The following is a 12,968-nucleotide window of genomic DNA, read 5'->3' on the forward strand; positions in this document are numbered from 1 at the left end:
GGAGGAATACCCAAGTCCGGCTGAAGGGATCGGTCTTGAAAACCGACAGGGGTGTCAAAGCCCGCGGGGGTTCGAATCCCTCTTCCTCCGCCATATGTGGTCCCGTGGTGTAGCGGTTAACATGCCTGCCTGTCACGCAGGAGATCGCGGGTTCGATTCCCGTCGGGACCGCCATTTTTTAAACTATATAAATTTATTCTTTCAATGTGGAGGGGTAGCGAAGTGGCTAAACGCGGCGGACTGTAAATCCGCTCCCTCCGGGTTCGGCGGTTCGAATCCGTCCCCCTCCACCATTTTTAGGGGCATAGTTTAATGGTAAAACGAAGGTCTCCAAAACCTTTGATGTGGGTTCGATTCCTACTGCCCCTGCCATTAAATGATTATATTTTACATGGCGGCTGTGGCGAAGTGGTTAACGCACCGGATTGTGGTTCCGGCATTCGTGGGTTCGATTCCCATCAGCCGCCCCATAAAAAATTGGGCTATAGCCAAGCGGTAAGGCAACGGATTTTGATTCCGTCATGCGTAGGTTCGAATCCTACTAGCCCAGCCATTATGCGGGAGTAGTTCAGTGGTAGAACACCACCTTGCCAAGGTGGGGGTCGCGAGTTCGAATCTCGTCTTCCGCTCCATATGCGCCCGTAGCTCAATTGGATAGAGCGTTTGACTACGGATCAAAAGGTTAGGGGTTCGACTCCTCTCGGGCGCGCCATACTATTTTTAAAATAAATCTGCGGGTGTAGTTTAGTGGTAAAACCTCAGCCACGAGCACAGCAACCTTGAGTAAGCAACGAGTTGTCTCGACGCATACGCTACGAAGTAAAGCAAGTAGAGGAAGAGACATGTAAGGTACAAAGTAAGAATGTAGTTATAAATTTTATATAGAAACATTGTGCGGGTGTAGTTTAGTGGTAAAACCTCAGCCTTCCAAGCTGATGTCGTGAGTTCGATTCTCATCACCCGCTCCATTATTTACCCATATATGAAACTCATACATGGGCCTGTAGCTCAGCTGGTTAGAGCGCACGCCTGATAAGCGTGAGGTCGGTGGTTCGAGTCCACTCAGGCCCACCATAGTTGATCCACAGTAGCTCAGTTGGTAGAGCAATCGGCTGTTAACCGATCGGTCGCAGGTTCGAGTCCTGCCTGTGGAGCCATTTTGGAGAAGTACTCAAGTGGCTGAAGAGGCGCCCCTGCTAAGGGTGTAGGTCGTGTAAGCGGCGCGAGGGTTCAAATCCCTCCTTCTCCGCCAGAGTTTAATATTATAGTTAAACTATGAAAAATTGAAATTGGCCCGTTGGTCAAGTGGTTAAGACACCGCCCTTTCACGGCGGTAACACGGGTTCGAATCCCGTACGGGTCACCACTTATTTTTATTACTGGAATAATTGAATAAGCTAGGAGCCATTAGCTCAGTTGGTAGAGCATCTGACTTTTAATCAGAGGGTCGAAGGTTCGAGTCCTTCATGGCTCACCATTTTCATTAGACTTGTAAATTGCAGGTCTTTTTTTGTTTGTAAAAATAAAATAGTAATTTATAAAAGAAACTAAAGACGCTTCATCTAAGCTTGTATCTTGCCTCAGAATAACTTTCCAACCATTGATTACAATAAGCACTTGAGCATTTCCAATCACATGTATAACCTCTATCATTCTAACTCGTCAAATATTTTACAATGATCAAAGTTTATTAAGAGTATTATAAGAGGTGAGTAACATTAATACATATTTTTTAATAAATGACAGAACAACTGGGCTAACTTTCATAGTATATAGTATGATATTTATATTTTGGGGAGGGAATCTTTTGGTTGGGTGTGGAATGGATAAAAATGACGATAAAAATATAGGTGAAGTGGATAGAACTGTATTTTCTAATGAAGTTGTTCAAAGTGAAATAATTAAGGGATTGCATATTTTTGGGGTAGGGATTCTTCATGAATTATTAAATGAAAAAGAAAACCAAATAATTAGTCCCTATTCCATATCTGCTGCTTTATCAATGATTTTAGCGGGAGCAGACGGAGAAACACGTAAAGAAATAAAAGAGACATTGGCGTTTAGCCAAGTAAAAGAGGAAGAAGTACATGAGTCACATGAAGCTTTATGGATTGTATTGAAAGGATTAGATACTGATATTACCTTTGAAGTTGCTAATTCTATTTGGATGGATGGGAACACGAATTTTCGTACTCCCTTTATAGATGTTCTTAAAAACAGCTATGATGCCTCAGCCCATAAATTATCAACTCCAAAAGCCATTAATGACTGGGTTTCTAATAAAACAAATAGGACGATTAAGGAGATGGTGGATGAAATCGATCTCGATGCTATATTGTATATTCTAAATGCTATTTATTTTAATGGTAGTTGGTCAGTTCCTTTTGATGAAGGCTTTACTAGTAATGAAGAATTTTATATTGGAGACAGTAGTGAAACGGTAACAACTTCTTTAATGACAAAACGGGATGAATTATATTATCACAAAACGGAGAAATATGAACTAGTTCGACTTCCTTATGGTAATGAACGATTGTTTATGGATGTGTTATTACCGAAGGAGGGGGAAAGTGTTTCTAAAATACTAGAGGTATTAAAGAGTGGAGAAATGGAATGGAAAGTTCCCATAGAAAAACAGTCTGGAATAATAGCTCTTCCGAAGTTTTCTATTGAGTACGATATGAGTCTTAATGAAGTATTAAAAGAGATGGGAATGCCAAGTGCTTTTGATCCTAAGCTTGCTGATTTTTCAAACATTGCTGAAATCCCCCCTAATATTTTTATTAATGAGGTAAAGCACAAGACGTATATTGAAGTGGATGAAAAAGGAACAGAAGCTTCTGCAGCGACGTCAGTAGAAATTACAAGGGGAAGTGCTCCTAAAGAAGATTTTCAAATGACCATTAATCGTCCCTTTTTATTTAGAATAATTGAGGATAAAACTGGTGCAGTGATTTTCATAGGCCATGTATCCAATCCATCCCTATAATTAAAAAAACAATTACGAATTAACAAAGCCAACATCCAATATTTCCAATTGGTGTTGGCTTCCTTTGTTGCTTTTCCCGCTGGAGTCGCCACCTTTCACTTCTCCAAGTATTCTAAAAAGCAACAAAATTTGCGAAAACTACCTTTAATTAAAATCCACCGAAAATGTCTTCTTCTGTTAATTCTACTGCATTTTCTAGAATATCCTCAGGTATTGTTAAATCATTTAACTCATTAAAACGACTCATAATTATGTGGGAGCTTTGGGTTGTAGTAACATGATCCCCAATAATCTCCATACTCATTTCTAAATGAACAAATGCTTCCACTTGATAAAATGTTTCTTTGTCAATGAATATTTCATAATCAAGGGCATGTATTTCAACATCAGACATTAGATCCATTACTTCATTCATCGTTTCTCCTGACATTCCCATGATTTGATCTACGAGAGCTTCCATGGCCATGCCCTCACCCTTTAAGCTAATAATATAGTGGTTGTCATCAGATGTAAGGGTAAGCTCATCAATATATTCTAAAAAAGTTTTTAATTGTTCTTCAGGATTTATTTGTTCGTCTGTTAAATTAATAAAATTATCGAGAAGAGTATCAGGAAATTTACCCCATTTCTCTGTAAATGGGTCTTCCATAAAAAAGCCATGCTCTTCGGAATAATAAGAATCATAGGACAAAAGGCCTCCCATTATCCCCATATCCATTGTTGTTAGTTGATAAAAGGTAATAGGTTCAAGCAACAAATCCATTCTTAGTTGTGAAGAAATGTCAAAGCTTTCTTCTTCCGTTATCCCCATTGATTGCTGAGTATCCATTTCTATTGAATAACTAGTTAAGTTTTCCATTGCATCCACGGAATTGTTTAGAATATCTTCAATACTCATACCTTCTTCTTGGGCAGTATCGTTACAAGCAACAGTAACTGCGAACAGGGCAATGGTTAACAAGATAAATAAATATTTTTTCATTTAATAAACCTCCAACTATATTTGCAATACTTTACTAGTTTACGATGAATGTACAGGAAGGTCTATGGCTAATTTGCCTTTAAAAGATAATTTTTACTTTTAGACTTCATTAACAAATCACTAGTAACGCCGGATACCAGCGAGCCTGTCCTTCGTCCAATAGTAACTAAACTCTGGATAAACGATGGAAACACCCTTGTCTTTTCTAACTACAATAATTCGATCTTGTCCAATATAGAGGGCAGGAAGAAGTGAACCATTATTGGAGCGAAAGAAAAAAACATCTCCTTCCTTTTCTTCTCCTTTTGGAACAGGCGACCCATATTCCCACTGTGCTTTAGCTGTTCTTGGAAATTTTTTATCTTTATGTTTAAAAATATAATGAATCAACCCTGAATAGTTAAAACCTTCATCAGGTGAAGCCCCGTTCTCCTTATAAGATATATTTAATAGTTCATATGCCCGTTGTACTTTCGTATTATCACTGTTTACTTGAAGGTGGTTAAAGCGTTTCACCCCTGTTAAATATTTTTTCCAATATTCACCTAGATAAGAGATGGTTGTTTCTCCTTCTTCACTGCTGGCATGGATGAAGAAGTTATCCCCTAAATAAATCCCTGTATGGGATATGCCTTCCTGCCAGGTTCCTGAAAAATATAGGACATCACCTGGAATTGCTTCTTCTAAGGGGATATCCTTTCCAACCTCCCATTGATTATAAGTTATTCTTGGCAAATGAATGTCCATTTTTTTATATGTATGTTGAACTAAAAAGGAACAATCAAAAGCAGCTAATGTATTACCTGTTAATAAGTAGGGGCGATGGAGAACCCTTATGGCTTCTCGGATAGGAGTATGGTCATGACTTATATAGCTGGAAGGGTTCAGTTTTTCCTTTTCTAATGGAGTTAAGCGTTTCGCTTCAACAAAATGTTTTTTCCAATAAGGGTCAGCGAATAGGTTTCTCAGTGCCACCCCTGTTTTTGTAGCCACAATAAATTCTCCATTCTCCAGATAGATAGCTGATAAGTCTCGATCTTCAATTTGAAAGAAAAGGAGATCCCCAAGCTGTAAGTTTTTTAATGTAACAACTTCCCCAAGCTCCCTTTGTAAAATAGCTTTCCTTGAAAGGAGTATACCTTCTCCTTCACGATAAAGATATTGAACCAAAGTTGCCGTATTGAAACCTTTTTCAGGTGAATTCCCTTTAGTATTGTATGGAATACCAATCAATTGTTCAGCTAGAGTCTTGATGGATTGACTTTTCATCACCGGAGAACTTTGAAAGCTTGTTCTGTTAGCAGTCTCAAAATTATGTACATTTGAAACTGCAATAGGGTCATTTACACTCATTGATTTTGTTTTAGACCAGCTGAAATCAGGTGTAATGGAATACGATAAAACATGAAGAAGTATGAAAACAGCAATAATTCCTTTCATAAAACGTTAACTCCTTTTTTAAAGATAGTTTCAATGTTAAAAGATTTGTCACTAGTATTCCCTAAAAGTTCACAAAATTGTACGGGACCCGGTCCCGCACAATTTGTGAAGTTTTGAAATTAATGGAAAAATTAAAAGAAACAACATCCATTCTGTTTTCTACCCATGTTCTTCATGATGCAGAAGAGATTTGTGAAGATATTTTTATTATTAAAGGTGGAAAAGTTATCGTAGAAGGTAATTTAAAGGAATTGCAAAAAAAATACCAGCGACCAACTATCTATTTAGAAACGGAACAACCGTTGGATCAGTGGTGTTATTCCTTAAAAAAAATGGATTGGATCCGAAATATGAATGGTAATGAGTATCAGTTAACCATAACTGTGAAGGATATAGACGAAGCAAGGGATTTTCTAATATCAAATGATGGATTGCGTAAATTGAAGCTTGTTAACTTCGAAGTCGTAAAAACGACGTTAGAAGACCTCTTTATGGAGGTGACGAAAGAATGAACCAGTGGAGTGTCCTTTTTCTTAAAGAATGGAAAGAGTCTTTAAGAAACTTTAAATGGGTTTGGATACCATTGTTCTTTTAGGGGTTACGCAGCCAATAACTTCGTACTATTTACCTGATATTCTGAAAAACTTCGGGGGCCTGCCGGAAGGGAGTCTATTAGAATTCCCTTTACCAACTGGACCGCAAGTATTGGCAGAAACGTTAGGGCAATTTAGTCAAATTGGTTTTCTTGTATTAGTATTAGCCTTTATGGGGACCGTTGCTGGAGAGAGAAATACTGGAAGCAGTATTATGGTTTTGGTTTAGCCCTTTATTATACTCATGTTTTGATTGAAAGTGTTCCGTTTAGTTATGTCTTACAAGGTGCAGTTACCTTTAGTTTATGGATTATCTTTGTGATGACATTGGTGCTTTTCTTTAGTACTTTAATGAAGAGCACTGCAGCAGTTGCCTTTTTATCCCTTGGTGTTACTATTATCATAAGCTTATTAAGTAGTATTGTACCGGAGATTATGCGCTGGTCTCCGAGCATGTTAGTTAGTCACAGCCACATGTTTTTTCAAACTGGCAGCGGGGGAGAGGCGTTCTTTCTGTCTGTAAGTATAACTTTCTTACTTATTATCACGATGGTAGTTACGGAAAGTTATGTTTTCCAACAAAAAGAGATAGCAATCCATACGACCTAATTAGGTGTAAAGAAATCCGGTGACAAAAAAATTTGTTCACAGGTTTTCTTTATTCTCAAGGTTTTCCAGTATAAACACTATTGTAATAGTTAAAAGTATAAAAATTCTGTATTTTCAAAAAAACTGATAATTTATTGTTGTTAGACTTGTGAATTTTTGATATAACTAATATAAGGAAACGCTTTCACGTATATTTTACTGTAAACTGTTTAAAAAGGAGAAGGCAATTCCTGATGTACTACTGACGGGAGAAGTATTGAAAGGAGGTTCAGTTTTTACATTCAACTTGGGGGAGCTACAATACATTAAATACCATCCATATTATTTCATATCCACTCATATTTTAATTGTACTTATTTATTTGTATTATAAATAGCATTTTATAACCAATAATCCTAAAAGTTAATGATGTTCCTTTCATTTATCATCTTTCGTGAACTGCTGAACAAATAGGGGACTTGTACATTAGTTCGTGAATAATTGAACAAAGTGATTATTAAAGTGTTTGTCAAGTAGTCTCAAAAACTTTGAGCTTACTATTTTTATAGAATGAATAGAAGGTGGGGAGAAAATGAACATTCTTGTTTGTATTAAGCAAGTACCTGATACGAAGATCATTAAAGTTAATCCAAAAACGAATACGTTGGACCGTTCTAGTGCACCAGCTATATTAAATCCTTATGATGCACATGCAGTAGAAGAGGCCGTTCGTTTAAGGAAGGTTCATGGGGGAAAAGTAACTGTTTTATCAATGGGCCCTCCACAAGCGAGGGAAGCCATAAAGAAGTGTGTGGAAATTGGTGCAGACGAGGGCTATTTAATTTCTGACAGAAGATTTGCTGGTGCTGACACTTTAGCAACAAGTTATGCCTTGTTCAAAGCGATTGATAAGATGATGAAGGAAGATGGTGTGGATTTAGTTTTATGTGGAAAGCATGCAATTGATGGGGATACAGGTCAGGTGGGGCCTGGTATTGCTCGTCGGATGGGAATTCCTCCCCTAACAAATTGTATTAAAGTTGAAGAGGTGGACCTTAAAGGAAAAACAATGAAAGTCCGTAGAAAAATTGAAAATGGGTATGAATTAATTCAATCAACACTCCCATGTTTGTTAACAGTAGAGAAGGAGATTAACCAAGTTGCCTATTCACCACTTCCAAACATGTTACGTGCCGCACGATACAACCCGATTGTTTGGACCGTCGATGATTTAGATGATGTAGACATTAAACAATTAGGTCTTAAAGGATCTCCGACAATTGTTGGAAAGATGTGGCCACCGGCGAAAAGTGAAGGTGCACAGATGATTGAAGGAGATGTCAAAAAGCAAGCTACGGAAATTGTAACGATGTTATTACAAAAACGTGAGCTTTTTGAAGTGAAAGGTGGGGAGCAAGCATGAACATGGATGAATATAGAGGGGTTTGGGTATTCATTGAACAAAGAGATGGTGATCTAGTAGATGTAGGTCTCGAGCTTTTAGGAGCAGGTAGAGATTTAGCAGATAAATTAGAAGTGGATCTTTGTGGTATTTTATTGGGCCATAATGTGAAGGGGTTATCAAAAGGAATTTTTGAGTATGGTGCTGATAAGGTGTATGTAATTGATGATCCAATTTTGGAAAAATACCGATCTGAAACATATATGATAGCGGTTGGAGATCTTGTTCGCAAATATAAACCTGAAATATTCTTATATGGTGCAACATCCAATGGTAAAGATTTAGCGAGTGCCGTAGCCACTGAGGTTATGACAGGTTTAACTGCAGATACAACGATGTTAGATGTGGATTTAGAGAAAAGGCTGTTAGAAGCAAGTCGCCCTGCCTTTGGTGGTAACATTATGGCCACCATTCTCTGTAAAAAACACCGACCGCAAATGGCAACCGTACGTCCAAAGGTTATGAAAAAGTTAGAGCCAGAAGTTGGACGTACCGGACAAATTATTGAAGAAACTATTTCTTTAAAGGAAGAAGATCTTCGTACGAAAGTTTTAGAGATTGTAAGGGATACAAAAAAGGCTGTTAACTTAGAGGATGCAGATATAATAGTAGCAGGAGGAAAAGGGATAAAAGATGAAAAGGGATTGAAAATGATTGAGGAATTAGCTGATGTTTTAAATGCTACTGTAGGTGCCAGCCGTGATATTGTAGAAGCAGGACTTATTAGTCACGCTCACCAGGTTGGGCAAACGGGATTAACAGTTACCCCGAAGGTATATTTTGCCATCGGAATTTCCGGTGCCATTCAGCACAAAGTAGGAATGGAGAACTCTGAAACAATTATTGCTATTAATACAGATCCAGCGGCACCTATATTTGATGTTGCCCACTATGGAATCGTAGCTGATGCCTTTGAAATTGTTCCTATCTTAACAGAAGAATTTAAAAAAGCATTACAGCACGTTGAACCAGTAAAGGAGAAGGAAAAGGGAGGTGTGGCACATGCCTGAAAAATTTGATGTCATCGTTGTAGGAGCAGGACCTGCTGGCACTAGCTGTGCCTATACTGCTGCAAAAAATGGTTTAAACGTTCTTCTAATCGAGCGGGGAGAATTTCCTGGTGCCAAAAACGTAATGGGTGGAATATTATACCGTAAGCAGATGGAGGAAATTATTCCTGAATTTTGGAAGGAAGCTCCTTTAGAGAGACCGGTTGTAGAACAGCGTTTCTGGTTCCTTGATAAAGAGTCTATGGTGACAACGAGCTATAAAGGGCTGGAATGGGGAAGAGAACCTTTCAATAACTTCACCGTTCTCCGTGCTAAGTTTGATAAATGGTTTGCTAGTAAAGCGGTAGAACAGGGTGTAACACTCATTAACGAAACAGTAGTTACAGAATGTATCGTTGAAGATGGAATAGTTGTTGGTGTCCGTACAGACCGTCCTGATGGAGATGTATATGCAGATGTAGTTGTTCTTGCTGATGGAGTCAACTCGTTGTTAGCGAAAAGTCTTGGTTTCCACAAGGAATGGAAACCGGAAGAAGTAGCCTTAACCGTAATGGAAGTAATGAAGTTACCTAAGAAAACCATTAATGAACGATTTAATGTATCTGATGATCAAGGAGTTTCCGTAGAAATATTTGGAGATTCTACGCAGGGGGCACTTGGTACAGCTTTCCTATATACGAATAAGGACAGCATCAATATTGGTGTAGGCACAACGCTATCTTCTATGATTAAAAAGAAAATGAAGCCATATCAACTTTTAGAATATGTAAAAAATCATCCTATGATTCAACCGTATATTGAAGGAGCGGAAACATTAGAGTATTTAGCTCACTTAATCCCTGAAGGTGGATACAATTCTATTCCTAAGTTAGTAGGAGATGGTGTCATCGTGACGGGTGATGCTGCTCAATTAGTTAATGCCATCCATCGTGAAGGATCAAACATGGCAATGTACTCAGGTAAATTAGCAGCGGAAACGATCTTGAAGGCGAAAGAACTTGGAGAATTTTCAGAAAGAGTACTGGATTCGTACCGAACTGGTATTTATGATAGTTTCATAGGAAAAGATTTGAAGAAATATAAAGATGCCACCCATACATTTGAAGAGCATCCACAATATTTTGAAGAATATGTTCCACTTATAAACCGGGCTATGAATACGATGTTTACTGTTGATGGTACGGCGAAATGGGATAAACAAAAGAAGATCATGCAGTCGTTTACCGCTGGAAGAGGAAAATTAGGAGTGGCTAAAGACCTTTATCGAGCTTGGAAGGTGGTGAAATAAGATGGCAACTACATTAGAAGAAAAACAGTATTTAGTTCGTTTTCGGTGTGACACAGAATCCCATCTTACAGTTTTAGATCATGATGTTTGCGCAACAAAATGTCCAGATAAGGACTGTACCATTTTTTGCCCTGCAGACGTGTATAAATGGGAAGGCGACCGGATGTTTGTAGGCTTCGAAGGCTGTCATGAATGTGGGAGCTGCCGAATCGGCTGTCCATTCCAAAACATTAAGTGGGAGTATCCAAAAGGTGGACACGGAATTGTTTTCCGCTTAGCTTAAAAAAAGGACCTCAAGGAAATTACTCCTTGAGGTTTATTTTTTAAGAAAAGTGTGGAAGATATGGCAAAGTTATTACCTTATACACTATCGTTATGATGTTATTATAACCGAATGAAAAATCATAGTAAATAGCGTTTACAATAGAAAGAAATTTCAAATTATTAGGTGGTGAAGACAATACATTTTTGCTATATAAAAAATTGGAGAACAGTTTACATGAAGTACAAGGAAAAATAATACTCATTAATAAAGTGCTTTTAAAAAATTTCTGATTAATATAAAATCAATACTGTTTTTTCTATAAACTTCATGTAAAATTAACAATAATTATTTGTAGCTCAATAGCACATAAAAGCATTAAAGTTTTTAAAAAGAATTATAGTAAATTTTTGTGAAAATGGAGGGGACTGGGTCCGTGAATTCTAAAGAGAAGGAGCTTTTGAGGCTCTTAGAAAAAGACGGTAGAATATCTGTAGAAAAATTATCTAAAATGTTAGATGTTTCTACAGAGGAAGTAGTTGGTATGATTCATAAATTAGAAAAAGCTAAAGTTATTTTGGGTTACTCTGCCATTATTGATTGGAATAAGGTTAACGAAACGGAAACCGTAACTGCAATGATTGATGTGAAGGTCACTCCTAAGCGGGGAGTAGGCTTTAATGAGGTTGCCGAGAGAATATATCGTTTCAAGGAGGTAAAAGCACTTTATTTAATGTCAGGTACGTACGATTTATCGGTTGTTATTGAAGGGAAAACCATGTCAGAAATCGCCCGTTTTGTATCTGAAAAGCTATCCACATTGGATTCCGTATTATCCACAACGACCCACTTTCAGTTGAAAAAATATAAACATGATGGAGTCGTTTTCGAGGACCGTGATGAAGATCATCGGATTGTGGTATCACCATGACAAGCTTCCATAAAAATAAAATAGCGATAGGTAAACTATCGAACGCGGTTCAACGGATTAAACCATCAGGAATTAGAAGGTTTTTTGATCTGGCTTCAACGATGGATGATGTTATCTCCCTCGGGGTCGGGGAGCCTGATTTCACCACCCCATGGAACGTAAGGGAAGCAAGTATTGCCTCATTGGAAAGGGGTTTTACCTCCTATACTGCTAATGCAGGTATTTTAGAGCTACGAATTGCAGTTGCAAATTATTTAAAAAAATTTAAAACTGATTATAATCCAGAAAATGAAGTAGTTATAACTGTTGGAGCAAGTGAAGGAATTGATTTAGCACTTCGAGCTATCATCAATCCTGGAGATGAGGTTCTTATAGTTGAACCTTGTTTTGTATCGTACGCTCCGTTAGTTTCTTTGGTTGGGGGAGTTCCCATATCCGTTCCTACTTCTATTGACTATGAATTTAAAGTAAGTGCAGCTTCCGTTGAGGATAAAATTACACCGAAGACAAAAGCTATACTTATTTCTTTCCCGAATAACCCTACAGGTGCAGTAATGGGCAAGGATGAGTTAGAGGCTGTGGCACAGGTTGTGAAAAAGCATGATTTACTTGTGATCTCTGATGAAATCTATGCAGAGCTTTCTTATGATAACAAACATGTGAGTTTTCCAGCAATTGAGTCTATGTGGGAACGAACGATTCTCATTTCCGGATTCTCCAAAGCTTTTGCTATGACTGGATGGCGGTTAGGCTATGTTGCTGCACCGGAGCCTTATGCAAAAGCAATGCTAAAAATTCATCAATATGCCATGATGTGTGCTTCCACAATGGCTCAATATGCCGCTTTAGAGGCTATTATAAACGGGCAAGAGGAAATGGAAGAAATGGTAGTAAGTTATAGACAGCGTCGAAATTTCTTTGTTAAATCATTACGGGAAATCGGATTAGACTGCCACCTTCCAGGGGGGGCTTTCTATGCCTTCCCGTCCATTGTATCCACTGGTTTAAGTTCTGAGGAGTTTGCTGAACAGCTTTTAATGGAGGAAAAGGTTGCTGTTGTACCTGGTTCTGTTTTCGGCTCCGGAGGGGAGGGGCACATCCGTTGTTCCTATGCTACCTCCATGGAACAACTGGAAGAAGCCATCACCAGGATGAACAAATTCATTCAGAAACATGCTTCTAAATAGTAAGGCTTGGATACGTTACAGGCGGACCAATTATGCCTAAGGGCAGCTCACGTCCTGCGTCTGCAATTACTCGTCGCTGGAGTCGCCGCCTTCCACTTCTCCAAGCTTTTCAAAAAAAGCCATAAAGTTTCATAAAAAAAGCAAAGTATCTATGGGAGACACTTTGCTAAAAAAGGGGGAATACTAGGTTGTATACAATCCTAGTGTTTCCTTTATTTTTGTTTTTATACATGATA

General features: G+C 38.2%; 13 protein-coding genes and 14 tRNA genes. 24 read left to right on the forward strand and 3 right to left on the reverse strand.

Translation table 11 applies throughout. The annotated features are described in order from the left end of the window. From J2S74_RS15650 to J2S74_RS15715, 14 genes are all read left to right on the forward strand, one after another. Positions 1 to 93: transfer RNA gene (locus tag J2S74_RS15650), tRNA-Ser, on the forward strand. 5 nt (positions 94 to 98) lie between these two features. Beyond that, positions 99 to 174, forward strand: a tRNA-Asp gene (locus tag J2S74_RS15655). A gap of 34 nt (positions 175 to 208) precedes the next feature. Further along, positions 209 to 293 (forward strand) — tRNA-Tyr (locus tag J2S74_RS15660). 5 nt (positions 294 to 298) lie between these two features. Continuing rightward, positions 299 to 372 (forward strand) — tRNA-Trp (locus J2S74_RS15665). A gap of 22 nt (positions 373 to 394) precedes the next feature. Further along, positions 395 to 470 (forward strand) — tRNA-His (locus J2S74_RS15670). Positions 471 to 478: 8 nt separating this feature from the next. Further along, positions 479 to 553: transfer RNA gene (locus tag J2S74_RS15675), tRNA-Gln, on the forward strand. Between the two features lie 4 nt (positions 554 to 557). Then, positions 558 to 632 (forward strand) — tRNA-Gly (locus J2S74_RS15680). Positions 633 to 635: 3 nt separating this feature from the next. Further along, a tRNA-Arg gene (locus tag J2S74_RS15685) sits at positions 636 to 712 on the forward strand. 182 nt (positions 713 to 894) lie between these two features. Further along, positions 895 to 968 (forward strand) — tRNA-Gly (locus tag J2S74_RS15690). A gap of 29 nt (positions 969 to 997) precedes the next feature. Beyond that, positions 998 to 1,074: transfer RNA gene (locus tag J2S74_RS15695), tRNA-Ile, on the forward strand. Between the two features lie 7 nt (positions 1,075 to 1,081). Then, positions 1,082 to 1,157 (forward strand) — tRNA-Asn (locus tag J2S74_RS15700). Positions 1,158 to 1,161: 4 nt separating this feature from the next. Then, positions 1,162 to 1,252 (forward strand) — tRNA-Ser (locus J2S74_RS15705). Between the two features lie 39 nt (positions 1,253 to 1,291). Continuing rightward, a tRNA-Glu gene (locus tag J2S74_RS15710) sits at positions 1,292 to 1,366 on the forward strand. Between the two features lie 35 nt (positions 1,367 to 1,401). Next, a tRNA-Lys gene (locus tag J2S74_RS15715) sits at positions 1,402 to 1,477 on the forward strand. Here the strand turns inward: J2S74_RS15715 and J2S74_RS15720 are convergent. Next, positions 1,465 to 1,635, reverse strand: coding sequence for a hypothetical protein (locus J2S74_RS15720; protein WP_307327030.1), 171 nt, complete (start codon positions 1,633 to 1,635; stop codon positions 1,465 to 1,467). The two genes, J2S74_RS15715 and J2S74_RS15720, sit on opposite strands and share 13 nt — an antisense overlap. A 172-nt stretch (positions 1,636 to 1,807) precedes the next feature. On the opposite strand from J2S74_RS15720, the gene J2S74_RS15725 reads away from it, so the two are divergent. Further along, a complete protein-coding gene (locus tag J2S74_RS15725; RefSeq protein ID WP_307327032.1) occupies positions 1,808 to 2,989 on the forward strand; it encodes a serpin family protein in 1,182 nt (393 codons plus the stop codon). Between the two features lie 148 nt (positions 2,990 to 3,137). On the opposite strand, the gene J2S74_RS15730 is transcribed toward J2S74_RS15725, so the two are convergent. Continuing rightward, positions 3,138 to 3,971 carry a DUF6612 family protein gene (locus J2S74_RS15730; RefSeq protein WP_307327034.1) on the reverse strand — a complete coding sequence of 278 codons (834 nt, stop codon included), beginning with the start codon at positions 3,969 to 3,971 and terminating at the stop codon, positions 3,138 to 3,140. Between the two features lie 120 nt (positions 3,972 to 4,091). Next, complete coding sequence (locus J2S74_RS15735; protein WP_307327036.1) at positions 4,092 to 5,411, reverse strand: C40 family peptidase; 1,320 nt, start codon at positions 5,409 to 5,411, stop codon at positions 4,092 to 4,094. Positions 5,412 to 5,533: 122 nt separating this feature from the next. On the opposite strand from J2S74_RS15735, the gene J2S74_RS15740 reads away from it, so the two are divergent. The 9 genes from J2S74_RS15740 to J2S74_RS15780 all read left to right on the forward strand — a co-directional run bounded on the left by J2S74_RS15740 (position 5,534) and on the right by J2S74_RS15780 (position 12,732). After that, positions 5,534 to 5,923 carry an ATP-binding protein DrrA1-3 family domain-containing protein gene (locus J2S74_RS15740; protein ID WP_307327039.1) on the forward strand — a complete coding sequence of 130 codons (390 nt, stop codon included), beginning with the start codon at positions 5,534 to 5,536 and terminating at the stop codon, positions 5,921 to 5,923. A gap of 55 nt (positions 5,924 to 5,978) precedes the next feature. Further along, complete coding sequence (locus J2S74_RS15745) at positions 5,979 to 6,233, forward strand: hypothetical protein (protein ID WP_307327041.1); 255 nt, start codon at positions 5,979 to 5,981, stop codon at positions 6,231 to 6,233. Between the two features lie 20 nt (positions 6,234 to 6,253). Further along, positions 6,254 to 6,613, forward strand: coding sequence for a hypothetical protein (locus J2S74_RS15750; RefSeq protein WP_307327043.1), 360 nt, complete (start codon positions 6,254 to 6,256; stop codon positions 6,611 to 6,613). 571 nt (positions 6,614 to 7,184) lie between these two features. Beyond that, entirely contained in the window at positions 7,185 to 8,015 is an 831-nt protein-coding gene (locus J2S74_RS15755; RefSeq protein ID WP_307327045.1) for an electron transfer flavoprotein subunit beta/FixA family protein, read from the forward strand. After that, positions 8,012 to 9,064 carry an electron transfer flavoprotein subunit alpha/FixB family protein gene (locus J2S74_RS15760; RefSeq protein ID WP_307327047.1) on the forward strand — a complete coding sequence of 351 codons (1,053 nt, stop codon included), beginning with the start codon at positions 8,012 to 8,014 and terminating at the stop codon, positions 9,062 to 9,064. Before J2S74_RS15755 ends, J2S74_RS15760 begins: the two co-directional genes overlap by 4 nt. Further along, positions 9,057 to 10,352, forward strand: coding sequence for a geranylgeranyl reductase family protein (locus J2S74_RS15765; RefSeq protein ID WP_307327049.1), 1,296 nt, complete (start codon positions 9,057 to 9,059; stop codon positions 10,350 to 10,352). The genes J2S74_RS15760 and J2S74_RS15765 overlap by 8 nt, the downstream gene beginning before the upstream one ends. Before the next feature lies 1 nt (position 10,353). Then, positions 10,354 to 10,635, forward strand: a complete 282-nt coding sequence (locus J2S74_RS15770; RefSeq protein ID WP_307327051.1) for a ferredoxin family protein — start codon at positions 10,354 to 10,356, stop codon at positions 10,633 to 10,635. A gap of 397 nt (positions 10,636 to 11,032) precedes the next feature. After that, complete coding sequence (locus tag J2S74_RS15775; RefSeq protein WP_307327053.1) at positions 11,033 to 11,545, forward strand: Lrp/AsnC family transcriptional regulator; 513 nt, start codon at positions 11,033 to 11,035, stop codon at positions 11,543 to 11,545. Then, entirely contained in the window at positions 11,542 to 12,732 is a 1,191-nt protein-coding gene (locus J2S74_RS15780) for an aminotransferase (RefSeq protein WP_307327055.1), read from the forward strand. Before J2S74_RS15775 ends, J2S74_RS15780 begins: the two co-directional genes overlap by 4 nt. The last annotated feature ends 236 nt before the right edge of the window (positions 12,733 to 12,968 follow it).

The sequence above is a fragment of the Evansella vedderi genome, assembly GCF_030813435.1.
Classification (GTDB): Bacteria; Bacillota; Bacilli; order Bacillales; family Salisediminibacteriaceae; genus Evansella; species Evansella vedderi.